The sequence below is a fragment of the Aeromonas sp. DSM 116730 genome (assembly GCF_046581335.1).
In the GTDB taxonomy this organism is placed as follows: Bacteria; Pseudomonadota; Gammaproteobacteria; order Enterobacterales; family Aeromonadaceae; genus Aeromonas; species Aeromonas rivipollensis.
The window spans coordinates 3,585,694-3,608,650 of record NZ_CP144265.1 but is presented as its reverse complement, the minus strand read 5'-3'; the positions used below and the strand labels follow the sequence as shown (position 1 = coordinate 3,608,650).

General features: G+C 62.2%; 18 protein-coding genes and 14 tRNA genes. 18 read left to right on the top strand and 14 right to left on the bottom strand.

Annotated elements, in window-relative coordinates; all coding sequences use genetic code 11:
* Positions 1-21: 21 nt before the first annotated feature.
* Complete coding sequence (locus tag Aeroheme_RS16505; protein ID WP_411166217.1) at positions 22-3,585, bottom strand: ATP-binding cassette domain-containing protein; 3,564 nt, start codon at positions 3,583-3,585, stop codon at positions 22-24.
* 100 nt (positions 3,586-3,685) lie between these two features.
* On the bottom strand, positions 3,686-4,963 hold the full coding sequence (locus Aeroheme_RS16500) for an alpha/beta hydrolase (protein WP_411166216.1): 1,278 nt from the start codon (positions 4,961-4,963) through the stop codon (positions 3,686-3,688).
* Positions 4,964-5,190: 227 nt separating this feature from the next.
* Between Aeroheme_RS16500 and Aeroheme_RS16495 the strand changes: the two genes are divergently transcribed.
* Together Aeroheme_RS16495 and Aeroheme_RS16490 are read left to right on the top strand one after the other, a co-directional pair.
* Positions 5,191-5,325, top strand: a complete 135-nt coding sequence (locus Aeroheme_RS16495) for a hypothetical protein (protein ID WP_080675077.1) — start codon at positions 5,191-5,193, stop codon at positions 5,323-5,325.
* Between the two features lie 160 nt (positions 5,326-5,485).
* Positions 5,486-5,707, top strand: coding sequence for a hypothetical protein (locus Aeroheme_RS16490; RefSeq protein WP_106887714.1), 222 nt, complete (start codon positions 5,486-5,488; stop codon positions 5,705-5,707).
* A 64-nt stretch (positions 5,708-5,771) separates the two neighbouring features.
* Here Aeroheme_RS16490 and Aeroheme_RS16485 read toward each other — a convergent pair.
* Positions 5,772-5,847 (bottom strand) — tRNA-Asn (locus tag Aeroheme_RS16485).
* Positions 5,848-5,852: 5 nt separating this feature from the next.
* Positions 5,853-5,928: transfer RNA gene (locus Aeroheme_RS16480), tRNA-Phe, on the bottom strand.
* Positions 5,929-6,555: 627 nt separating this feature from the next.
* Between Aeroheme_RS16480 and rraB the strand changes: the two genes are divergently transcribed.
* Entirely contained in the window at positions 6,556-6,891 is a 336-nt protein-coding gene (rraB, locus tag Aeroheme_RS16475) for a ribonuclease E inhibitor RraB (protein ID WP_106887713.1), read from the top strand.
* Between the two features lie 92 nt (positions 6,892-6,983).
* Here rraB and Aeroheme_RS16470 read toward each other — a convergent pair whose 3' ends face one another.
* Positions 6,984-8,954 (bottom strand): putative bifunctional diguanylate cyclase/phosphodiesterase, encoded by a 1,971-nt coding sequence (locus Aeroheme_RS16470; RefSeq protein WP_411166215.1) that lies wholly within the window; start codon positions 8,952-8,954, stop codon positions 6,984-6,986.
* A gap of 166 nt (positions 8,955-9,120) precedes the next feature.
* Here Aeroheme_RS16470 and Aeroheme_RS16465 point away from each other — a divergent pair, with 166 nt between their 5' ends.
* Positions 9,121-9,615, top strand: coding sequence for a hypothetical protein (locus tag Aeroheme_RS16465; RefSeq protein ID WP_106887711.1), 495 nt, complete (start codon positions 9,121-9,123; stop codon positions 9,613-9,615).
* A gap of 148 nt (positions 9,616-9,763) precedes the next feature.
* On the opposite strand, the gene Aeroheme_RS16460 is transcribed toward Aeroheme_RS16465, so the two are convergent.
* The 5 genes from Aeroheme_RS16460 to rsgA are packed head-to-tail and all read right to left on the bottom strand — an operon-like array spanning position 9,764 to position 12,636.
* A complete protein-coding gene (locus Aeroheme_RS16460) occupies positions 9,764-10,162 on the bottom strand; it encodes a hypothetical protein (RefSeq protein ID WP_106887710.1) in 399 nt (132 codons plus the stop codon).
* Positions 10,163-10,164: 2 nt separating this feature from the next.
* Positions 10,165-10,428: a DUF2960 domain-containing protein gene (locus tag Aeroheme_RS16455; RefSeq protein ID WP_234677166.1), complete on the bottom strand. Its 264-nt coding sequence runs from the start codon at positions 10,426-10,428 to the stop codon at positions 10,165-10,167.
* Entirely contained in the window at positions 10,418-10,690 is a 273-nt protein-coding gene (locus Aeroheme_RS16450; protein WP_163147077.1) for a VF530 family DNA-binding protein, read from the bottom strand. Before Aeroheme_RS16450 ends, Aeroheme_RS16455 begins: the two co-directional genes overlap by 11 nt.
* Positions 10,687-11,559: an archaetidylserine decarboxylase gene (asd, locus tag Aeroheme_RS16445; RefSeq protein WP_106888021.1), complete on the bottom strand. Its 873-nt coding sequence runs from the start codon at positions 11,557-11,559 to the stop codon at positions 10,687-10,689. Before asd ends, Aeroheme_RS16450 begins: the two co-directional genes overlap by 4 nt.
* Positions 11,560-11,601: 42 nt before the next feature.
* A complete protein-coding gene (gene rsgA, locus Aeroheme_RS16440) occupies positions 11,602-12,636 on the bottom strand; it encodes a small ribosomal subunit biogenesis GTPase RsgA (RefSeq protein WP_205648351.1) in 1,035 nt (344 codons plus the stop codon).
* Positions 12,637-12,727: 91 nt separating this feature from the next.
* Between rsgA and orn the strand changes: the two genes are divergently transcribed.
* The 8 genes from orn to Aeroheme_RS16400 all read left to right on the top strand — a co-directional run bounded on the left by orn (position 12,728) and on the right by Aeroheme_RS16400 (position 14,173).
* On the top strand, positions 12,728-13,273 hold the full coding sequence (gene orn, locus Aeroheme_RS16435) for an oligoribonuclease (RefSeq protein ID WP_111912002.1): 546 nt from the start codon (positions 12,728-12,730) through the stop codon (positions 13,271-13,273).
* Positions 13,274-13,450: 177 nt separating this feature from the next.
* A tRNA-Gly gene (locus Aeroheme_RS16430) sits at positions 13,451-13,526 on the top strand.
* A 36-nt stretch (positions 13,527-13,562) separates the two neighbouring features.
* Positions 13,563-13,638 (top strand) — tRNA-Gly (locus tag Aeroheme_RS16425).
* A gap of 31 nt (positions 13,639-13,669) precedes the next feature.
* Positions 13,670-13,745: transfer RNA gene (locus Aeroheme_RS16420), tRNA-Gly, on the top strand.
* Between the two features lie 38 nt (positions 13,746-13,783).
* Positions 13,784-13,859 (top strand) — tRNA-Gly (locus tag Aeroheme_RS16415).
* Positions 13,860-13,883: 24 nt separating this feature from the next.
* Positions 13,884-13,959, top strand: a tRNA-Gly gene (locus Aeroheme_RS16410).
* Between the two features lie 38 nt (positions 13,960-13,997).
* Positions 13,998-14,073: transfer RNA gene (locus tag Aeroheme_RS16405), tRNA-Gly, on the top strand.
* 24 nt (positions 14,074-14,097) lie between these two features.
* Positions 14,098-14,173: transfer RNA gene (locus Aeroheme_RS16400), tRNA-Gly, on the top strand.
* A gap of 529 nt (positions 14,174-14,702) precedes the next feature.
* On the opposite strand, the gene Aeroheme_RS16395 is transcribed toward Aeroheme_RS16400, so the two are convergent.
* The 3 genes from Aeroheme_RS16395 to Aeroheme_RS16385 all read right to left on the bottom strand — a co-directional run bounded on the left by Aeroheme_RS16395 (position 14,703) and on the right by Aeroheme_RS16385 (position 18,054).
* Complete coding sequence (locus Aeroheme_RS16395; RefSeq protein WP_005327092.1) at positions 14,703-14,912, bottom strand: cold-shock protein; 210 nt, start codon at positions 14,910-14,912, stop codon at positions 14,703-14,705.
* Positions 14,913-15,183: 271 nt separating this feature from the next.
* Positions 15,184-15,852, bottom strand: coding sequence for a LysM-like peptidoglycan-binding domain-containing protein (locus Aeroheme_RS16390; RefSeq protein ID WP_411166214.1), 669 nt, complete (start codon positions 15,850-15,852; stop codon positions 15,184-15,186).
* Between the two features lie 99 nt (positions 15,853-15,951).
* The gene (locus Aeroheme_RS16385; RefSeq protein ID WP_411166213.1) at positions 15,952-18,054 is read right to left on the bottom strand and encodes a methyl-accepting chemotaxis protein; all 2,103 of its coding nucleotides are present in this window, start codon (positions 18,052-18,054) and stop codon (positions 15,952-15,954) included.
* Between the two features lie 251 nt (positions 18,055-18,305).
* Between Aeroheme_RS16385 and gltX the strand changes: the two genes are divergently transcribed.
* The 6 genes from gltX (at position 18,306) to Aeroheme_RS16355 (ending at position 20,543) form a co-directional block, all read left to right on the top strand.
* Positions 18,306-19,721, top strand: coding sequence for a glutamate--tRNA ligase (gltX, locus tag Aeroheme_RS16380; protein ID WP_234677164.1), 1,416 nt, complete (start codon positions 18,306-18,308; stop codon positions 19,719-19,721).
* Positions 19,722-19,957: 236 nt separating this feature from the next.
* Positions 19,958-20,033, top strand: a tRNA-Ala gene (locus Aeroheme_RS16375).
* A gap of 28 nt (positions 20,034-20,061) precedes the next feature.
* Positions 20,062-20,137, top strand: a tRNA-Ala gene (locus Aeroheme_RS16370).
* 66 nt (positions 20,138-20,203) lie between these two features.
* Positions 20,204-20,279, top strand: a tRNA-Ala gene (locus tag Aeroheme_RS16365).
* A gap of 72 nt (positions 20,280-20,351) precedes the next feature.
* Positions 20,352-20,427: transfer RNA gene (locus tag Aeroheme_RS16360), tRNA-Ala, on the top strand.
* A gap of 40 nt (positions 20,428-20,467) precedes the next feature.
* Positions 20,468-20,543 (top strand) — tRNA-Ala (locus Aeroheme_RS16355).
* Positions 20,544-20,706: 163 nt separating this feature from the next.
* Here the strand turns inward: Aeroheme_RS16355 and Aeroheme_RS16350 are convergent.
* Positions 20,707-22,857 (bottom strand): ExeM/NucH family extracellular endonuclease, encoded by a 2,151-nt coding sequence (locus Aeroheme_RS16350; RefSeq protein WP_411166212.1) that lies wholly within the window; start codon positions 22,855-22,857, stop codon positions 20,707-20,709.
* Positions 22,858-22,957: the final 100 nt, after the last annotated feature.

Below are 22,957 nucleotides of genomic sequence, written 5' to 3'. Positions count from 1 at the left end.
GTCGGCGAGGCAACGCCGATCTTAGCCCGTCAGCTCCCCTACCTGGCGGTTCACCTGACCGGCAAACAGCTGGTGGAAGCGGGAACCCGGATTGGCCAGCAGGCTGACCGGGGATCCCTGCTCCACCACAGTGCCTGCCTCCATCACCACGACTTTGTCCACCGACAAGAGCGGTTCCAGATGGTGGGCTATCACCAGGTAGCTGGCCTCTGGCCGGTAGCGATAGAGCAGCTCGGCCATCTTGCGCATGCCGCCGTGGCTGAGATCCGAGGTCGCCTCGTCCAGCACGATCAATGGGCGGCGCGACAGCAGGATGCGGGCGATCACCAGCAGCTGGGTCTCGCCGGCGGAGAGTTGCAGCCTGTCGAGGTCCTCGTCCAGCCGGCCAGCGCAGCGCTCGGCCAGACCCACCCGACTCAGCGCCTGCTCCAGCGCTTCGTCGCTCTGCTCGCTCAGGGGGGCGAGATTCGCGCGCAGGGTGCCGAAGAAGGTGAGAGGGATCTGGGAGACGGTGTCGTAGAGATCCCGCACCGCCTCCGGTGCCAGTGCTGACAACGGCTGATCGTCGTAATGGATCTCCCCCTGGGAGCTTGGATACATGGCCTGCAACACCCCGAGCAGGGAGCTCTTGCCCGCGCCGGTGCGGCCACAGACGCCCACCTTCTCGCCGGGGGCCAGCTCGAAGTTGACCCTGTGCAGGGCCCATTGGCTGGCACCCGGGTAGCGCAGCCCCAGGTTGTCGAAGCGCACCGCCGGATGGGAGGTGGCGAGGGCCTCTCCCTCCTGGCGTTCGCTCTCTATCTCGCTGTATTCGCGTACCCGCTCCACCGCGTTCATCACCTGTTCCACTTCGGCGAAGGTACGGATCAGGGAGTTGAGCATGGCCGAGGCGGTGAAGGCATAGGTGATGGCCACGGCCCCCAGCAGCGGGCTGTTGCCAAAGGCCACCATCAGCGCCACGGCTCCCACCAGGGCGGCGGAGAGCAGGGTCTGGTGCATGCCGAGCCAGCGGTTGATGGAGGTGGTGGTGTACCAGCTGCGCAGGTTGTTGTCATAGTGATGCAGCACCTGATCCAGGGCGAAGCGCTCGGCCCCGGCCAGACGCAGGGCAGGGGCGCCGCGAATGGTCTCGCTGATGCTGATATAAAGCGGGGAGCGCAGCACCGAGGACTGGCGCCGCAGCTTGAGCTGCACCGCCCGGTAGCGCCGTTGCAGCACGTAGAGCGCCCAGCCCACCAGGGGGGCGATGAGCAGCAGCAGGGGAATGTTGATGCCGATGACCACCACCTGCAGCAGCACAGAGACCAGCATGCCGAACAGTCCCATCAGCATGGAGAGCAGCACCTCCTGGGCCTCCCCGAGATCCCGGTCGAAGCGGTTGAGGATGCGCCCCTGGGGCACCTTGTCGAAGAAGGCCATGGGGGCGCGGCTGATGCGGCCCAGCATGCCGTCGAACAGGGTCCAGGCCAGCTTGAGGCCGAGTTTGTAGTTGATGACCCGCACCACCATGATGCAGACCAGCGATCCTGCCCCCAGCAGCACATAGATGCCGAGCAGGGTACTCACATCGCTCACCTCGGCCTTGCCGCCGAGCCAGAGATCCGAGGCGATGCGCAGCCCCTCCTGACCCAGCGTGAGCAGCAGGGCGATCAGGATGGCGCCTGGGGCGGCCAGGCGCTGCCACATGAAGCCAAACAGGCCCCAGTCCACCTTGCCCTCCACCACCTTCTCCTCGCTGAACTGCTCCGCCTCCTGGGGCGCCACCAGAGGGGTGGGCTGCGGGTGCTGGATGAGATCCGCCAGCTGGTGGGCGCCTAGCTCCACCAGGCGGCCCTGCTCGATACGGATCACCCGATCGCAGTGGGCCAGCACGTCCGGATCATGGCTCACCAGCAGCCGGGTCGGCCCCGGCTTGAAGGCGAGCCCCTGCTCCAGCACCTGGGCCGAGACCATGGGATCCAGTGCAGACAAGGGGTTGTCCAGCAGCAGGATGTCGGCCTCTGCATAGAGGGCGCGGGCCAGGGCGACCCGCTGCTGCTGGCCGCCGGAGAGGCGGGTACCAAGCTCCCCCACCAGCGTCAGATCCCCGTGGCTCAGCAGCCCCAGATCCGTGGTGAGGGCGCAGGCACCGAGCACCCAGTGGTAGCGATCCTCGTGCCAGGGCTGGCCGAACAGAATGTTGTTGCGGATGCTGTCGTTCATCAGCCAGGGCTTGTGGCCGAGGTGCGCCACCCGGCCGTTGCGGCGGATAGCCCCCTCAAAGCCGTTGTCAAAACCGGCGACCAGGTGCAGCAGGCAGCTCTTGCCCGCCCCGGTCGCCCCTGTGATCCCCACCAGCTCCCCCGGCTGTATGTTGAGGCTGACCTCTTGCAACACAGATTTTTGCTGGTGAAGGGCTGTGACCTCTTCCAGCACCAGGCTGCCGACGGGCAGGCTGGTGTCGGTGAGATCCCTGTGCTGCTCCGGGCTGCTCAGAAACTCGCACAGCCGGTTGAAACCGGTATTGAAGTTGATCAGGGTACGGATGAGGTAAGGCAGCCGCATCATGGGGATCCGCAGCACGGCGAACAGGGCTATGGTAGTGAACACCTGGGGCAGGGTCAGGCTCTGGCCCGAGGCCAGATAGGTGGTGAAGGTGGCCAGGGTCACCAGCAGCGGGGTGCTCATCATCAGGAAGCTGTTGATGGCATCGAGCTTGAGCACCCGACCCAGCACCCCCAGCTCCTGCTGGCGCTTGGCGTTGGCCGCCCGGGTGAAGAAGGCGCCGAGACCGTTCTGGCGCACCAGCCGCAGCTTCTTGATGTATTCGGCCAGTATACCGTTGCGCTCGTCCTGCTGACGCTTGAGCTGCTGCTCCTGCTGGTTCATGCGGCGCACCACCCGGGTGGAGAGCAGCAGCAGCAGGGTGAGCACCGCAAAGCCCACCAGCCCGGCGCTGCCCACCTGCCATACCAGCAGGGCTATGGTGCCCGCCAGTTGCAGCGCCATTGTGAGCGGCATGGCGGGATCGGCCAGGATCCAAGTAATGTCCCATACGTCCCGGTTGATGAGGTTCTGTACCCGGCCGCCGGCCCTGTCATCGAAGCTCTTGCCGCCGAGTTTCATCACCTTGGCGAGCAGGGACTCGGCCAGCAGGCGGCGAATGGGGACGTGCATCTTGAGTGCCAGCTGCAGGGAGTGCTCCGCCAGCATGCCGGCGGCGAGCACAGAGGCAAACAGGGCGAAGGCCAGCAGCAGCTTGTGGCCTGTGCTGGCCCCGGTGCCGAGTTGGGTCATGCTGTGGTTGAGCAGCCAGGGACTGGCCAGGGTGGCCAGCATGCCGATCAGCTGCAACAGGGTGAGCAGGCCGATGCGGCGGCGGTAGTGACGCCAGATAAAGGCCATGATGGGCCAGGGGCGCACCGGCGCAGCGGCGGTGAGCGCGAGGAAGGCATCGGCCCGCTCGTCGCGCCTGTCTTCCGGCAGCAGGGGGTAGAGATCGTCGAGACCGACCTGGGGCTCGGTCAGCCCCTTGCGTTGCAGCGGGCCCGTCCAGTGATAGAAGAGGCGGCTCAGCCAGCCGGCCGAGATTTCCGGATGATCCAAAGGGTGTCCTTGTTGTTTTGTGTTGCTTCCGACAGGGCGGGGCGGCTCATGGGCCGCCCTCGATATTCATTTTATGGCCGGGCTCGTCGCCCGCGGGGGATCAGCAGCCCCGGTTCAAGCGGATGAGTCTGTCCAGGATCTGCTCGCCGTCGACTCTCAGGCCGTTGTGCTCGTACTCGTTGGTGATCCAGGCGCGGCTGTTGCCAAGGCCCCTGAGGGTATCGCGGCTGTAGTCGAACTCCACGTACATGTCCTCGGCATAGACGGCGCAGGCCACCGGCACCCGGTTTCGGGCCAGCTGCGCCTGGTCGTAGAGGGGGCCCCAATCGGCCTTCTTGGCCAGCAGGTGGGCGGCCTCCTTGAGCGGCATCAGCTCGCGGAACTGCTCGAACATCCAGGGGAAGATCATCTCGCCGGTGAAGGCGAAATCCTTGCCGGGCGCCCAGGCCAGGGCCGGAAACTCCCCTCTGACCCGCTCGGCCGCCCAGTTGCTGGCGGCCCCTTCGGCATAGATGGATTCATGCAGTATGGCGAACACCGGATTGGTGTTGAACGGTTGCATGGCCTGCACCTTGTAGAGGAAGGCGGGGTTGATCCGCTCGCCGATGAAGGCATCCTCCAGCAGGTAGTAGAGCTCCTCGAAGGCGCCGCTGGCGCCGAGATCCAGCCCCTGCTGCTGCAACTGCTCCACCGTCAGGCGCTGGCCGTTGGGCAGACGCACATCGTGGCGGTGCAGGTGGGTCGCCAGCCGGTTGGCGATGGCCTGGGCATGGGGGAAGCGGGCGAAGAAGGCGCGGTTCTTGTCCGCCACCCTCTGGTAGGTGGCGCGGTAGACCTCGTCTGCGCTGCGACCTATGGGGGCCACGCCGCCGGTGAGGTAGACCTCGTGCAGGCTGTCCGGGAAGAAGGAGAGATAGGTGAGGCTGCAAAAGCCGCCGAAGCTCTGGCCAAGCAGGCTCCAGGGCCGGTCCGGGCTCAGGGTCTCGCGAATATATTCGGCGTCCCGCACTATGCTGTCGGCACGAAAATGGCTGAGGTAGTCGGCCTGCTCCCCAGGGGTTAGCCCTGCCAGCGCCTCGGCGCTGATGGGGGTGGAGTGGCCTGTGCCGCGCTGATCGAGCAGCAGCACCCGAAACTCCTGCAGGGCCCGCTTTATCCAGCCGCCGCTCGCGGTCGGGCGCGGCGCGCCAAAGCCCGGCCCCCCCTGCAGATAGAGCAGCCAGGGCAGCTCATCGTCCAGCCTGTCCTGGCGACAGAGAGTGCGGCCAAACAGGGTGATGCTCTCCTCGTCATCCGGTTTCTGGTGGTTGAGGGGCACGGTGAAGAAGTGTGGCTCGCAATGGATGCCATCCAGCACATAGTGCAAGGGGCTGCTCATCTGGGGTCTCCCTGGGATCGGAAATCGTCGGCCTCATCATAGCCCCGGCTCGCAGACGGGTCACGCCGGTTTTCCCGATAATGAGCGGACCTATGACGAGGCCCTCTCCCAAGTGCCCGGCCGCTTTATTGTTGCGGACCGATTGACCTTGAACTGAACCGGGATCAAGATGAGCGGCCTGCCGAGGAGGGCAGGGGAGCTGGACACAACAGGATGAGGTGGGCTCGATGAAGCCGCGATGGATAAGGTTCAGAAAGAGAAGAAAAGAGACGGATCCTGAGGGAGTGCTGCAGGCGGGGTTGCTGGTATTCAGCGCCACCTGCGGGGCGACCCTGTTGCTGGCGGCCTGTAACGGCGGCTAGCAGTCATGAAAGGCCCATCCGGCAGGGTGGGCCTTTTCATTTGCCCCACTTTCCCGGCAGCGATGGACCGGCCTGGAGCCCTTTGCTGGCGCGGGTTTGCGGTAGTCAGATACCTGCTGCTATGGTCAATTTACGACGGGATCCACAGAGGGAGGCGATCATGAATAGTCGTGAAAGAGTACTGGCTCATTTGGCCACAGATCACCGGGTTGCAGGATTGACCGCTGGCGAGGCTCTGGCCGGTATCAGCCACTCGATGAGTTCGCTTCTGCTGCAACAAGATCAGCATTTCTTCCGCTGTCATGCCGATGACCCTTGCCACGAGGTCGCCCGGGCATGTTCCGCCGGACATGTCTGGCACGGCGACGAGAATCGCTATTAGGGAATGACGTTTCGGGAAGGGGAGATGCAGAAAGGCCCGCTCAGATGAGCGGGCCTTTCGAATTTGGCTCCTCCTGCTGGACTTGAACCAGCGACATACGGATTAACAGTCCGCCGTTCTACCGACTGAACTAAGGAGGAATTATTGGTGCCCAGAGACGGAATCGAACCGCCGACACGGGGATTTTCAATCCCCTGCTCTACCGACTGAGCTATCTGGGCAACGGCGCGCATTAAACCCTTTCTGCGTCTAGGTGTCAACCGCTGGGGGAATAATGCGGTGCCGTTCGCTCGATAACCGAACAATCGATCCTGTTTTCCCCGTTTTTTCCGCCCTGTCGCGCTGTTTTCATGGGCAACTCGAGTAAAAGGAGGCCAGATCCCTTGAACGAAAGTCATGGTTCAGTGACGGCCATGACCTGATGTCCAATCACAAGGGCCGAGCCGATGAGCGGGCTCCTTGCTTCTGATTGTGTGTCATTCAAACGAGTTCTTTTATGCTCCCGGGCTGACCCTTTGTCATCAGTAGCTCCATGGTGGAAAACACTGTTCCCCAAAGAGCCTGCAATGTGTTTTGTTTACCTTGAGCTGGAGGGCGACGGTATCTGTGGTATCGCCTGTCAAAGGCGGGTTATTGCACTTTTTGACCTTTTTGCGGACACCGCCATTTGGGCGGGGGGCGGGCAAGGCAGTTATCTTGGTTTGCCGCATTGAGCCCGTTGCGCTCTGCGGGTATGCTTTGCCGCAACCATCCCCCTGGCGGCGACCCGGGCCAACGCGGCCTCAGCGTGCCTGCCAGCAGGGGCTGACATCCATCCAATACCGCCTGGGGTTTATATGAGTATCAACATGCAAGAGTGGCGCGACGAGACCACCGCCATCGTCAACGAGCTGCTGGCCGATGGCAGCAACCCGAGTCTGGACTACGAGATTGAGCACCACTTTGCCTGTCAGAACTTCGATCTGCTGGAGAAGGCGGCGGTGGACCTGTTCAAGGCCGGCTTCGAGGTGACAGATGCCGAGGAGATGGAGCTGGATGACGGTGCCACCATCTTCTGCTTCGATGCCACTGTGGAGTGCAAGCTGGATATCGAGACCATAGTGGCCGATATCGAGAAGATGCTACCGATCCTCGAAAAATACGGCGTGGACTACGACGGCTGGGGCACCTACTTCCAGGAGTAAGGTGTACTCGTCAGCGCATCGAGAAGATGCTGCCCATGCCCTCGACAGATAATAAAAAGGCCACTTCAAGTGGCCTTTTTGCTGTGCGCGAGTCAGTCGGGCAACTGGTAGTTGCGGGCAAACTCGGCGGGGGGCAGGGGGCGGCTGAACAGGTAACCCTGCAGGCGATCGCAGCCCGCCTGTGCCAGCCAGGCCTGCTGCTCCACGGTTTCCACCCCTTCGGCGGTGATCCTGATACCAAGTTCATGGCCGAGCCCGATGACTGAGCGGACGATGGCGGTGGTGGCCTGGTTGCTGGCCAGCCCCTGGGTGAAGCTTCTGTCGAGCTTGAGGGTGGCCACCTGCAGCCTGGGCAGGTAGGCGAGGGAGCAGTAACCTGTGCCGAAGTCGTCGATGGCGAGCTGGAAGCCCGCCTCGATGAGGCAGGCGAGGTTGCTCTCTATCTCGTCGGCATTCTCCATCAGCACCCCTTCGGTGATCTCCAGTTCCAGCTGCCAGGGGGCCAGCCCGTGGCGCTCGATGCAGTCGAAGATCTGCGGGCAGAGTTCGGGATCGCGGAACTGCAGCGGTGACAGGTTGATGGAGAGCACCAGATCCGGGGCCGCCACCTGCCAGCGGGCCAGCTGGGCACAACCCAGCTCCAGCATCAGCTGGCCGAGCTGGCCGATGAGGCCCAGCTCCTCCGCCAGGGGGATGAACTCGTCGGGGGAGATCATGCCGAACTCCGGATGAGGCCAGCGGCAGAGCAGCTCGGCCCCGTGCAGCCGGTTGCTGTGGGTGCAGATGATGGGCTGGTAGACGGCAGTCAGCTCGGCCGACTTGATGGCCAGCGGCAGCTGGGCGGCGATGAGCTGACGGCGCTTGAGCTTGGCGTCCAGCTCGGGGTCGAACAGGGTGCAGTGCTGCTGCTGGCGCTTGCCCTGGGCCAGAGCGGCTTCAGCGTGGCTCAGCAGGCGCTCGGCCTCCTTGGCCTTGCCGTGGGCTATGCCGAGGAACACCGGGATCTGGATCCTGTGCTCCTCGACCTGGTAGGGGGCCATCAGCTCCTGTTGCAGGTTGCGGCTCCACTCATCCAGGGAGAGGGGGAGCTCGGGCAGCAGCAGGGCGAAGTCATCGGCGGCGACCCGGCAAAGCAGGGACTGGGGCGGCGCCAGCCGTTGCAGACGGCGCGCCACCTGGCTGAGCAGGCGGTCGGCGACCCGGATGCCGAAGCGATCGTTGATCTCGCGAAAATGTTGCAGATCCACCAGCAGCAGGCTGGCCTTGCGGGCGCCGAGGTGGCGGCTGGTCTGCAGGAAGTGGGAGAGCTTGAGCAGGCCGGTGAGGCTGTCGTAGTGCTGCTCCTGTTGCAACTGGGCCTGGGTGGTACGCAGCCCTGTGATGTCACGGCTCAGGGTGAGAATGCCGAGGGAGTTGCCCTCGTCGTCCGGCACCTCGACCCGGGTGACCTCCAGGTGACGGCCCTTGCCCTGGGCATCCACCACGCAATATTCCCCCTGTCCCAGGGTCTGTTCGACGGGCAGGCGGGGCGGCACTCGCCGACCCAGGGCGTCGCTTGCCGACAGTCCCATGAAGTCGAGGAAGGCCTGATTGCAGTCGATGAGTACGCCTTGGTGATCTTCGAGGCGAATGAGATCAGGGATGGCATCCAGCAGGCGGCGTTGCAGCAGCTGCTGCTGGCGGAAGGTCTGCTCCAGCTCCTTGCGCTGGTCGATGGCGCTGACCATGGCGAAGAGGGCGAGGGGGTCGCCCTGCTCGTCATAGAGCGGCACCTTGTGGATCTCCATCCAGTTGGCGCCGGCGCCGCCGTGGCAGTGCAATTGCTGGTGCAGCAGGGGTTTGCCTTCGGCCAGCAGGCGCCCGTCTTCCTCGCGGAACAGATCGCCCCAGGGCATTTCGGCGTCCGTCTTGCCGATGAGATCGCCCGGCTTTGACAGCCCGGCCTCCCGGGCGAAAGCCTTGTTGGCAAACAGGTACCGTCCGGCCGTATCCCGGCAGAAGATATTCATGGGTAACTGGTCGATGATCTGCTGCAGCAGCGCCAGGGAGAGCGAAGAATTCACGTGAGCACTCACGGAGGAGACTTCGAGCAAATCTATGATAACAGGCCAGTTTTGTAAAGCGTGGGTTAAGAATCCGCCATTTATGTGGATCCCTGCTGACAGTCTGTGTCGTGATCGCCATAATAGCCGCCGGTTGGCCTATGGCCTTATGGACGAGAGAAGCAGCATGAAGAAGATAATGGGGGGCGCCCTGGCCCTGTTGATGGTGGGTTGTGCCAGTGACAACAATGGTGGCGAGCAGTACCGCTATACCCCGCCGGTTGCCAAGGCGACCAACAACACCCAGGAGATGGCAATTCCGGTGGATCTGGTGTGGGCCCGCGCCGAGAAGTGGTTTGGCGATCACGGCCTGAACATCGAAAACAGCCAGCGTGGCTCAGGTCTGATGACCGCCAACGTCGAAAACGCGGCCGAGGGGCTGGAGTGGCTGGATTGCGGCACCATGGGTTCCAAGGTCGCGCTGGGCAACCCCAATCTGCAGATCAACCTGATCATCACCCAGAGCGGCAACAACAGCGTGGCGACCGTCAACGTCAAGGGCAACACCCAGCTCTACTTCGTCGAGTCCTCCGGCGAGCGCGTGCTGGCTCCCTCCATCACGCCGGTCTGCGTCTCCCGCGGCAGCCTGGAGCAGAGTCTGTTCGCCACCCTGGGCAACTGATCCTGCCCTGCCGGAAGCATGAAAACCCCGTTGCCTGCAACGGGGTTTTTGTTTTGGGTCGCGAGCGCCTAGAGCCCGAACCGGCTCTGGGCCAAAAACAAAACCCCCGGCTGAGCCGGGGGTTTTGTCGTACTGGCAGCGGTTGCCGTTAGAGGGCGCTGTCACCGTGAAACAGTGCCCGCTCGCCGGACTTGAGCACATAACCCTTCCAGGGGAAGAGCTGGTAGGCTCCTCCCTGCCAGGACCAGTTCCCTTCCTCGCCCTGGCGCTCAAGAGGGATCAGCTCGCCGCTTGGCAGGGTCAGCTCGGCCTTGCTCTGATCGGCGTTGAACAGCACGAAGGCGCTGCCGGTCTCGGTGGCCTCGAGGGATTGCAGGCGCACCGCCTGCTCGAACAGGCGTACGCACTGGCCGAGCAGGGGGGACCACTGGTAACCGGCGCTGGCACGGCAGCCGTGGGCATCCTGATCGTTGCCGACCAGCTGGGGAGGCTGGGTGCTGCAGGCCGCCAGCAGCAGGGAGGCGGCCATCAGAGTCAGGGTTCGCATACTTACTCCTGCTTGTCTTCGAGAGTGTCCCGTTCGATGATGACGTTGGAGAAGCCCAGCTCCTTGAAGTAGTTCTCCCTGTAGTCCTTCACGCTCTTCTTGTCGCGGCGGCACACCTGGGCCAGCTGGGCCTCCATGGCGTGGAAGCTGGAGAGATCCAGCCCCTCGGCCGCGGCGATGGCGTCGTAGATGCTGTTGAACTTGTCGTTGGCGTAGCCTATCTCTTTGGCCTGCTTCTTGTAGGTGTAGGTAATCTTAAACGCCACTGGGGTCTTCCTTCTGTTTGGCCTGTTTGCGTTGCACGTAGAGATAGAGACTCTCTACCTTCTCTCGCGCCCAGGGGGTCTTGCGCAGGAACTTGAGGCTCGACTTGACGCTGGGATCCTCGGTGAAGCAGCGGATGTTGATCTGCTGCCCCAGGGCTTCCCAGCCGTAGTGCTCGACCAGGGCGGTGACAATCGCCTCCAGGGTCAGTCCGTGCAGCGGGTTGTTTTTCTGCGAGGCGCCTGGCTTGGACTGGTCACTCATGCCTGATCCGCCAGCTTGGCAAAGGGCTGACCCATGCGGGTGGTGACGCCGTTGGCCAGATGGGGTTCGAAACCGGCCAGCATGCCGGGGCCAAACAGGCAGACGACTGTGCTGCCGAGCTTGAACAGACCCATTTCGGCGCCTTTTTGCAAGGTGATGGCCTCGTCGCCGGTGTAATCCCAGCGCACCACTTCCTTCTGCTTGGTCGGCGCTATGTTGCCGGCCCAGATGGTTTCGATGCTGGCGACGATAGTGGCGCCAACCAGCACCAGCGCCATGGGGCCGTGGGGGGTGCGGAAGGTGGCGACCACCCGCTCGTTGCGGGCGAACAGGTTGGGTACGTTTTCGGCGGTGAGCGGGTTGACGGAGAAGAGATCCCCCGGCACGAACACCATGCTCTCCAGCACGCCGTCCAGGGGCATGTGGATGCGATGGTAATCCTTGGGCGCCAGATAGATGGTGGCAAAGTCGCCATCCTTGAACGGCGCCACCAGATCCTCGAAGCCACCCAGCAGCTCGCGGGCGCTGTAGTCGTGGCCCTTGGCCTGGATGATGCGGCCCTGATGGATGGGACCGAGTTGGCTGACGGTGCCGTCCACCGGCAGGGCCAGGGTCATGGCATCCTCGACCAGCGGACGGATCCCCGGCTTGAGCTCGCGGGTGAAGAAGGCGTTGAAGCTCGCATAGTGGGCCGGATCTTCGTGCAGCGCTTCGCTCATGTCGACGCCGTACTGCTTGATAAAGGCCTCGATCACCCGGGTAGTGAGGTTGCCAGCCTCGGCGGCGGCAAGCTTGCCGACCAGGCGGGAGAGGGCGTGTTTGGGCAGGCAGTATTGACCGGCAATTTTCAGGTTGTCAGTGATGCTCATGATCTTCATCTGCTCTTTCTAAAAAGAGGGAGGTTGATTGGGTCACAGCCGGGCTTGTTGCCGACCGTGGCGGGCTTCCTGCATGGTTTCCAGGATGCGGTGATAGTTGTGGAAACGGTCAGGGCTGATGGCGCCACTGCTGACCGCCGCCCGCAGGGCGCAGCCGGGATCGTCCTTGTGGGTGCAGTCGCGGAACTTGCAACTGCCGAGGTAGTCGCGAAACTCCACGAAACACCAGGTGATGCGATCGGCTTCCAGGTGCCAGAGGGCGAACTCGCGGATCCCGGGGGAGTCGATGAGATCGCCGCCGCTCGGGAAGTGATAGAGCCGCGCCGTGGTGGTGGTATGGGTACCCAGCCCCGAGTTTTCGGAGATCTCGCCGGTGAGCACGCCGAGCCCCGGCATCAAAGCGTTGGTCAGGGACGACTTGCCCACCCCGGACTGGCCGACGAAGATGCTGATCTTGTCGGTCAGGGCGGCCTTGAGCTGGTCGAGCCCCTCGCCGCTCTCGCAGCTCACCAGGATCACCGGGTAGCCGAGCTTGCGGTAGGCGGCGAGCTGGCCCTCGACCCGGGTGCGGGCCGCCTCGTCCAGCATGTCGACCTTGTTCAGCACTATGAGGGGGGCGATTTCCACATCCTCGGCGGCCACCAGATAGCGGTCGACAATGTTGGTGGAGAACTCGGGCATCACCGCCGAGACGATGACTATCTGGTCGATATTGGCGGCGATGGGTTTGACCCCGTCGTAGAAGTCCGGCCGGGTCAATACGGAGTGACGGGGATGCACCGCCTCGATGACCCCGGCGGTCGCGGCATTGAGGCCGGGACGCCAGACCACCTTGTCACCGCACACCAGACTGTTGATGCTGCTGCGACGCAGGTTGCTGCGGTGTATGGTGCCGTCGACGGCTTCCACGTCCGCGTGCTGGCCGAAGCGGCTGATCACCACCCCTTCGATGGCCGGGCCGAACAGTGTGTCATCCACTACTGTGGTGTGATCTTTTTGCAGCCGCCGCTCGCGGTTGGCCTGAACGCGCCTCTGTTGACCCAGATTGAGTTTTGCTTTCTTTGCCACTCGATTCGCCAGTTTATGAACAGATCCAAAGCCAGTATGATACATGCAAATTGGCAAAATTCCGCCATTCCTCCCAATAGAGAGAGCAATCATGACAGTCAGCGCGCAGAACCTGGTATGGATCGACATGGAGATGACGGGTCTCGACCCCGAAGAGAACGTGGTTCTGGAGATTGCCACCATCATTACCGACAAGGATCTGAACGTGCTGGCACAAGGGCCCGTCATCGCCATTCACCAGAGCGATGAAGAGCTGGCCAAGATGGACGACTGGAACGTCAACACCCACACCAAGAGCGGACTGGTGGCCCGGGTCAAGGCGAGCGAGCACGACGAAGCCCGCGCCGTGGCCGAGACCCTCGACTTCATTCGCCAGTGGGTGCCGGAGCGCACCAGCCCCCTGTGCGGCAACAGCATAGGCCAGGATCGCCGCTTCATGGTCAAGCACATGGGCGAGCTGGAGGCCTTCTTCCACTACCGCAACGTCGACGTCAGCACCATCAAGGAGCTGGTGCGCCGCTGGCAGCCGGAGCTGCTGGATCAGTTCACCAAGAGCGGTTCCCATCAGGCGCTGGACGACATCCGCGAGTCCATCGCCGAACTGCAGTTCTACCGCAGCCACGTCTTCAAAATCTGAGTCCCCGGCAAGGGGTTGCCGTCGCTCGGTTGCTAAAATCGGCAGTTCGGCCAGCTTTTGAGCGAACGGCTGCACAGTGACAAAAAAGCCCTTGCAATTGGAATGACTGCTCTTATAATTCGGCTCCCGTACAGTAGCGCAAGCAACCAAATGCTGTACGGCCGTTTTAAGGCAGTTGCGGGAATAGCTCAGTTGGTAGAGCACGACCTTGCCAAGGTCGGGGTCGCGAGTTCGAGTCTCGTTTCCCGCTCCAAAATCTGATGATGACACTGGTTCAATCCAGCCCGATGCGGGAATAGCTCAGTTGGTAGAGCACGACCTTGCCAAGGTCGGGGTCGCGAGTTCGAGTCTCGTTTCCCGCTCCAATCATCAGTCAGCCTCAAGACAATCTATGTTGCGGGAATAGCTCAGTTGGTAGAGCACGACCTTGCCAAGGTCGGGGTCGCGAGTTCGAGTCTCGTTTCCCGCTCCAATACGTATTAGTAAGCTACTGCAGATGATTATTCCGATGCGGGAATAGCTCAGTTGGTAGAGCACGACCTTGCCAAGGTCGGGGTCGCGAGTTCGAGTCTCGTTTCCCGCTCCAATCACTTGCAGAAGACATCCTGTTGCGGGAATAGCTCAGTTGGTAGAGCACGACCTTGCCAAGGTCGGGGTCGCGAGTTCGAGTCTCGTTTCCCGCTCCAATACGTATTAGTAAGCTACTGCAGATGATTATTCCGATGCGGGAATAGCTCAGTTGGTAGAGCACGACCTTGCCAAGGTCGGGGTCGCGAGTTCGAGTCTCGTTTCCCGCTCCAATCACTTGCAGAAGACATCCTGTTGCGGGAATAGCTCAGTTGGTAGAGCACGACCTTGCCAAGGTCGGGGTCGCGAGTTCGAGTCTCGTTTCCCGCTCCAATTTCTCCTCGAAGTTCACGAATCCAATATTTCTATACATTCATTGCCACATCCAGTTGGTAGAGCATGATCCGCGCCTTGCCAAGGCTGGGGTCGCGAGTTCGAGTCTCGTTTCCCGCTCCAATCTCTCCTCGAAGTTCACGAATCCAATATTTCAATACACTCATCGCCACATCCAGTTGGCAGAGCATGATCCGCGCCTTGCCAAGGCTGGGGTCGCGAGTTCGAGTCTCGTTTCCCGCTCCAATCTCTCTTTGTAGTCCTAGTCGTCCATTATTTTTCTTATCCCCGTTCGAATAGATTCCGTATCGCGCCGCGATGCTTTGCCATATCCGCTTGTCAGCACCTATGCCGGTTTCCCGTCATTGCCCTAGGTCCATGGACTATGGCGGCGGCAGCTGAGCGTAGGCGGCTTGGGAGAGGGGAGAGGCAGGTCAGGGCGGCGAAGAGCTCGCCTGATACGGGGCGGGAATGGCAGACAAAAAAATAGGAGGGGCCTTGGCTCCTCCTGCGAGTTCACGGGTGCGGCTTAGAGCAGAGTCACGTTCTCAGCCTGCGGGCCTTTCTTGCCCTGGGTCACGGTGAACTGGACTTTTTGACCTTCAGCCAGGGTCTTGAAACCTGTGCTCTGGATGGAGGAGAAGTGAACGAAAACGTCCGGTCCCTGGGATTGCTCGATGAAGCCAAAACCCTTGGTTTCGTTGAACCATTTTACTTGGCCGGTGCGAATGTCAGACATGTGGTAAGTCCTATCTATAACAAAATGAAACTAACGCCTTGTTGGGCAGCATTTGCCTAGAATGCAGGGGCCTACCCATGACTGACTACGTCGATGTGTTCCAGTGGCATGCAGTACAATCCCTGTCTAAAGCACAACCGATTGTACTGGAGCCCGATCCCTTGTCAATTTGGCACTTTTCATTTTTTGAGCGAGCTAAAAGTATTGGGAAGTCAGCGGCTTGTTTCATGCTTCTGGTCAAAAAAACGGGAGGCCATGGCCTCCCGTTTCATCACTCCCTGAGGGCGAACCCTTCGCCCTGTCGGTCGTAGCGGTAGTTTGCCTGACCGAAGGAGCGGATCTCGACCCGCTGGATGCGGCGGCTGTCATCCACCAGGATGAACACCGACTTGCCCGATTGCAGCCGGGTCAGCGGCCTGTCCGGCCCCTCTATGGCGATCAGGCGGCTCAGCTCGGCCCCGGGCAGTTCAAACTTGCGCCAGATGGAGTAGAGGGTCTCGCCAGCCTGCACCTCGTGCTGCAGCCAGGTGCCATCGACTTTCTCCTCGACCGGTTTGGCCGCGGCCGGCGCACTGCTTGCGGCCCCGTTGCCCACGGTCAGCGCCTGGGTCGGAACGGCCAGCGGCACGGCGAGCGAACCGGAAGGCGCCGCCTTGGGAGCGGTGGGGGCGGGTTCCCAGGCCAGCAGCAACAGCCAGAGAGGCACCAGCACCAGCAGGCCTATGGTGTGCTTGCGCGGCAGCGGGCTCGCCAGCTTGAATGAAGCCGCCTTCGGCTCCTTGTTGCGTTGACCCAAGCCGCCCAATCCCTGGCCAAGACGTTGACGCAGGGGCAGGGTAGCGGCATTGATACGATGGAGCAGGGTTCCTTGTGATTCGTCTTGGCGACGCTGCTGGGCTCGTCTGTTATGGCCACGTGGGCGACGGTCCGGGGTGGGCACGGCATTTACCTCTCACTACATTGCCTGCCATCAGGCAAATATAGTGCCTATGGTAAACGGACTCGCCCCCGAGGGGGAGAGCCCTGAGCATGAAAATTATCAGCTGAGACGAAATTGCCCCAGCAACTGCTGCAAACGCTCGGCCGCCTGGCGCAAGGCCTGGCTGGCTTTCGCCGTATTGGTGGCATCCTGGGCTATGTCGTTGGCCAGTGCGTTGGTTTTTGACAGGTTGCCTGAGACCGTCTCGGAAACCGAGCTCTGCTCCTCGGCGGCGGAGGCTATCTGATAGGTCATGTCGTTGATGGTGGCGATGGCCTGGAAGATGCTGTCCAGCGCCGCCTCCGCCAGATCGGCCTCGCCCACGGCCTGATGGGTCAGCTGCTGGCTCTGCTGGATGGCGTTGACCGCATTGGCCGAGCTGTGGCGGATCTTCTCGATCAGCTCCTGGGTATTCTGCACCGCCTGCTGGGTGTTGCCCGCCAGCTTGCGCACCTCGTCGGCCACCACCGCAAAGCCGCGCCCCTGCTCGCCGGCCCGGGCCGCCTCGATGGCGGCGTTCAGCGCCAGCAGGTTGGTCTGATCGGCGATGCCCTGAATGACGGTGAGTATGCTGGTGATCTGCTCGCTGTCGTGGGCCAGCCCCTCGACCACCTCGGCTCCCTTGCCCGCCTCGGCCGCCACCTTGTGCATGGACTGGATCACCTGCTGGAAGCGCACCTTGCCCTGATCCGCCGCACCCTGCGCCTGCTTGGCCGAGTCGGCGGTGTTGTTGGCGTGGGTGGCCACCTCCTGACTGACATAGGACATCTCCTGCACCGCGGTCAGCATCTGCTCCATCTGTGCCTGGTGATGCTGCAGGTTGCTGTCGGTCTGGCCGGCGATGCGGTCGGTATCCCCTGCGTGGCGATGGACCTCGCTCGCGGTTTTCTGCACGTCCCCGAGCAGCACCTGCAACTTGTCGATGAAGCGGTTGATGCCGCGGGCCAGTGCCCCCAGCTCGTCCTGGGCACGAGTGTTCAGGCGCTTGGTGAGATCCCCCTCGCCATCGGCGATGTCATCCACCAGGCTGACCATCTGGCGGATGGGGCCCGTGATGCTGCGTGCTATCGCCAGCATGGTGGCCAGGGCCAGCACCAGTACGATGAGGGCACCTATGAGCTGCTGGGTCATGGCGGCCCGGTTCATCTCGGTGAGCTGGCTCTCCAGCTCGTCGGCCCCCGCCAGCACCACCTGGTAGGGCAGGGTGACTATGATGGCCCAGTTGCGGGCCATGCCCGGCACCGCGATGGGCACAGAGATGCGAAACGCCTCGTCGAGCTCCTGGCGTTGCAGCTCGGGTTTGAGGTATTGCTGCCAGCCGTCGCCCAGCAGCTTGTCGGCGCGGCTGCCGAGCAGGCTGGCGTCCCCGCTGGTGCCTGTGATGACGCCGGCGGAGCTGACGATCAGGGTCTCTCCCTTGCCGTCATAGATGTTGCTGTTGAGGGACTGGGCCTGGCGGCTGATGGAGTCCACCGCCAGATCCAGCGCGGCAATACCCTTGAACTGACCGCCCACCAGTATGGGGGTGGTGATGGTGCTCACCAGCACCTGCTGGCCGTTGATGTCCACCTTGAAGGGATCTATGAGGCAGGAGCGCCCCTCCCGTTTCGGGCAGGAGTAGTAGTCGTTGGCCGGATTGCCGAATTCGTCCGCGTCGCTCTTCTCGATGGAGAGCAGCAGATCCGAGCCAATGTTCTCCTTGTCGCGATAGAAGTAGGGGACGAAGCGCCCCTTGTCATCGCTGCCAAGGGCGCTCTGGCCTGCGAAGGCGCTGTCCTGGCCATCGAAGCCGTTCGGCTCGAAGCCCGCGAAGGCACCATAGAGTTGCGGCTCCAGGCCGAGCTGCGCCTTGAGCAGGTCCGTGGCCTGCTGGCGATCCAGCGGCAGCTTGCCCTCCTGCTGCAGGGCGAAGACGCTGGCCATCTGCTGGGTATAGGAGAGCCCCTTTTGCAGCAACTGGGTGATGGTGGCGGCCTCGGCGCGGGCGTTGGCACTCACCTTCTGCCACGCCTCCTGCTGCAGGGCCGCGCGACTGGAACTGATGGTCAGTTGCTGGGTCTGCTTGCTCGAGTATTGGTTGAGCAGGATCAGGATGACCAGGGCCGTGGTCATGGCGACCCCCGCCAGTACCAGGATGCGATTCTGGATAGAGCGAAACTGCATCTCGTGTTCCTTGTGAGTAGAAAGTTGTATGAATTATCGGCATGGCGGGAGATTCCTCCAGCAATGTTGATCAGCAAAGCTGAAAATGAGGGGAGGTTTTGCGATCCCTCTCAAAGAACGGCGCCCCGGCCGAATCAAGACCTGTTTAGGCCCCGGCTATTGCATGGTTTTCCCATCCGTGATTCTGAGTGCTAAAATGCGACGGTTTTTTCTAACGCATTGGCCCAAGGCCCTCTACACAAGGCTTAAAGATGAAAGTCAAAACCCGTTTTGCTCCCAGCCCGACCGGCTTTTTGCATGTCGGCGGTGCCCGTACCGCACTCTATTCCTGGTTGTTCGCAAAGAGCCAGGGCGGCGAGTTCGTGCTGCGTATCGAGGATACCGATCTGGAACGTTCCACTCAGGAGGCGATCGACGCCATCATTGAGGGCATGGAATGGCTGGAGCTGAACTGGGATGAGGGCCCCTACTACCAGACCAAGCGCTTCGATCGCTACAACGGCATCATCGACGAGATGCTGGCCGATGGCCGCGCCTACAAGTGCTTCTGCTCCAAGGAGCGCCTGGAGGCGCTGCGCGAAGGTCAGATGGCGAGCGGCGAGAAGCCCCGCTATGACGGCAAGTGCCGGGATGCCGCCCACGATCACCCGGCCGATGCGCCCCACGTGATCCGCTTCCGCAACCCCACCGAAGGCTCAGTGGTGTTCGATGACCACGTCCGTGGCCGCATCGAGTTCGCCAACACCGAGCTCGACGATCTCATCATCCGCCGCACCGACGGCGCGCCCACCTACAACTTCTGCGTGGTGGTCGATGACTGGGACATGGAGATCACCCACGTGGTGCGTGGTGAAGACCACATCAACAACACCCCGCGCCAGATCAACATCTACAAGGCACTGAACGCGCCCGTGCCGGAGTTTGCCCACGTCTCCATGATCCTGGGCGACGACGGCGCCAAGCTCTCCAAGCGCCACGGTGCCGTCTCGGTGATGCAGTACCGCGACGACGGCTACCTGCCGGAAGCCCTGCTGAACTATCTGGTGCGTCTGGGCTGGTCCCACGGCGATCAGGAGATCTTCACCCTGGACGAGATGATCAAGCTGTTCAGCCTGGATGCCATCTCCAAGTCTGCCTCCGCCTTCAACACCGACAAGCTGTTGTGGCTGAACAACCACTACATGCGCAGCCTGGATCCGGCCTATGTTGCCAAGCATCTGGAGTGGCACATGGCCGCCCAGAACATCGACACCAGCAAGGGCCCGGCGTTGCCAGCCGTGGTGACCCTGCTGGCCGAGCGCTGCAACACCCTGGTAGAGATGGCCGCCCAGAGCCGCTATCTGTTCGAAGATTTTGAGGCCATCGACGAAGCCGCTGCCAAGAAGCACCTGCGCGGCGTCGCTGCCGAGCCGCTGACTCTGGCCAAGGCCAAGCTGGCGGCGCTGGAGACCTGGACCACGGAAGCGCTGCACGAGCTGATTGAAGCCACCGCCGCCGAGCTGGGTCAGGGCATGGGCAAGGTCGGCATGCCGCTGCGCGTCGCCGTCACCGGTCTGGGCCAATCTCCTGCCATAGACGCCGTGATGGCGCTGGTGGGCAAGGAGCGTGTGCTGGCCCGCATCGATCGCGCCCTGGCCTATATCGAAGCGCGTATGGCTGCCGAATAAGCGCCAGTCGCTGACAACAAAGGGCTCCCTGACGGGGGCCCTTTGCATTTTGGCCTCAAGCGGATTTACGACGTAAAACAGCGACATAGCGACGCTGTTGGCGGTAAAAACAGCTAACTGCCTGAATTTTGACTAAACGCTCCAACCGGCGAAAATTTTGGGTTGACAGCAAAGCGGGTGATGCCTATCATGCGCCTCCGTTGCCAGAGATAACTTTGGTAGCGCCGAGGTGAGTTGGGGTTATAGCTCAGCTGGGAGAGCGCTTGCATGGCATGCAAGAGGTCCGCGGTTCGATCCCGCGTAGCTCCACCAAATTCTCCTCGAACAATCTGGAATCCAAGGGGTTATAGCTCAGCTGGGAGAGCGCTTGCATGGCATGCAAGAGGTCCGCGGTTCGATCCCGCGTAGCTCCACCAGGTTCCTGATTGTAGAAGTGCAGTACCCAGGGCAGTGCGGTGTGTATCACCCAGGCCGACCTTTGTGGGGTTATAGCTCAGCTGGGAGAGCGCTTGCATGGCATGCAAGAGGTCCGCGGTTCGATCCCGCGTAGCTCCACCACTATTTGATATTTGAATACCAGAGTGAGGGCAACAGGCCGCCAGAACCCGTTGTCTAATGAAGAAAGAATTTGGGGTTATAGCTCAGCTGGGAGAGCGCTTGCATGGCATGCAAGAGGTCCGCGGTTCGATCCCGCGTAGCTCCACCAAATTCAGAGTGAAGGTCTTGACCTTGATTCGCCACAACTTGGGGTTATAGCTCAGCTGGGAGAGCGCTTGCATGGCATGCAAGAGGTCCGCGGTTCGATCCCGCGTAGCTCCACCAAATTCTTGTTACAAGAAGCAAAAGGCCACCGTTATCGCGGTGGCCTTTTTGTTTGTTCAGGCATTTGTTTTTTTCATGACTAATGCCTCTTCATTTACAAATCAAATGGCCAGAATGAGAAAGCCCGCGACTGTCGCGGGCTTTTTGCGTTATTCAGCGCGGATCATGAGGTGTGCCGACGGCGCCAGGCCAGGGGCAACAGCGCCAGCAGCAGTGCCCCCATGGCCCCGCCACCGCCGCCCTTGCTCTGCTCGTTGAGCTTGAGGTCGACGATGATGGGGTCGTGGTCGGAGGCGCTGAACGGGTTGTCCGACTTGATCAGATCGCCGGTGAAGGCGCTGCCATATTCGAACAGGTTGCTCTCGAACGAGTTGATGTGCCAGTCGGCGACCGCGATCACCCGCTTGGCCAGCGCCGGGTTGGCGAGGGCGTAATCCAGGGTGCCGAGCTCGGCCTCGTAGCTGTAGGAGATGGCCTTCTCCTGATTGAACTTGAGGTTCACGTCGATCAGCCCGTAGTTCTTCTCCACCGCGCGGCCCATCTGCTCATAGCGCTGCTCGCCGATAAAGGTGTGGGAGGCGGAGCGGATCTGGCGATCCGCCGTGGCCGGATCGTAGTCGGTGAGCACCCGGATCGGGTCCTCCTTGGCGTAGGAATTGAAGTCCCCCACCAGCAGCACCTGACCCGGCATCTTGCTCACCGCGTCCCCCAGCACCTTGGCGGCACTGACCCTGAACTCGGTGCACTTGCCCTGCAGATCCGCAGGCTCGGTCTTGCCATCGCCGTTCTCATAACAGCCGGATCCCTTGGATTTCAGGTGGTTGACCACCAGCGTCAGGGGCTCGTCGCTGCCCGCCACGGTGAAGCGCTGCACCAGGGAGTCCCGCTGGCCTGCGCTCCTGGTGACGCCGCCTGTGATGTAGCGCTGCTGGGGCAGACGAATGACCTCGGCATCCCCGCTCGGGGTGAGCAGGGCGGGGCGATAGATGATGGCCACCATGATGGCGTCGCCGCCAAAGAAGCGATCCTCCGTGAGCAGGGCCTTGGGCAGGCTGACGAAGGCGTACTGCTTGCTCGCCTCTTTCTGCCGGGCGTTGAGGCTTTGCACCAGATCGCTGATGGCGGCGTGCTCGTCGAAGCCGTTGTTCTCCATCTCCATCAGGCCAAGGAGGTCTGCGTCCATCTCTGTGATGGCGTTGACTATCTTGGTGCGCTGCAACTGGAACTCCTCCAGGCTCTTGGCGCCGCGGTTGCAGCCCTTGGCGCTGTCCGCATCCGCCTGATCCGCACAGAGCACGTTGAGGGCGCCCCCCACGCTGGAGTGGCTGGTGAAGTAGTTGAGCACGTTGAAGCTGCCGATGCGCAGGTCGGTGCCATGGGCGCGGGCCGGTGCGCCCTGGCGGTCGTTCTCATCGGTGCGCAGCAGATCCCCCGCCGTGATGCGCTGATCCTTGGGCACTATCAGCCGGTACTCGTCAAAGCTGTAACCCACCAGGGCTTCCAGGTTGACCGGGGCATCGCCGATGCGCAGGTAACCCTGCTCCGGCTCCCAGGCCGGCAACCAGGGCAGCTTGCCGTTGGCGGCCTTGAAGTCCGACTCGAGGAAGACGCGGTTGCCCGCATTGGCCTCGGCCAGGGTGGTTGCCTCCTGACTGCCAGCCACATGGAGCTGGGTCGGCTTCATCAGTGGGGCGCCGTGGGAGAGCACCAGGTTGTTGCGCTTGGCGGCGTAGTCGTAGCTGAAGTTGCGGCTTACCTTGAGGGCGCTGTCCCCATCGAGGCGCACCCGCATCCCCTCGTGACGCTCCAGGGCCCGGGCCAGGGTTTCCCCCTCCAGCACCCGCAGCTCCGTGGCGGCCGGGGCGTCGCCCCGGGCCAGCACCGTCAGGCGCGGGGCGCTGCCGTCAAACAGGGGCTTGAGCTGGGTGTGGCCATGATACTCCTCGACCTTGGCCTCCAGACAGATCAGGGCACCCGGCTGGATGTCCGGGTACTTGGTCGCGAATTGCTTGTCGTTGAGGTAGACGAAGATGCCATCCGAGCTCTGGGGATTGCCGTCCCCTTGCAGATCCAGCAGGTAGAAGCCCTTGTTCAGGCTCTCGCCGAGGGCGCTGACCACCGCCTTGACCGAGACAGTCCCGAGGCTTTCGAACTGATGGTCCGGGACGAGGGGGCTCTTGTCGCCGCTGCCCTGGATGGCGGGGATGGGGGTGAGGGCGCTGTCGGCCGGGCAACTGAAGCCGGCGGCATGGAGAGACGGGGACGCGAGGGCGAGCCCCACGGCCAGGGACAGCAGGGTAGGTCTTCCTTTCATGGGTATTCCTTTTTTATTTTTGCCAGTGTTTCCATAGCCTTGGCGCTTTGGCCAAGGGCGCGCATTGTCACATTTCTGGCAGCTCTGACCAGTGAGGCAA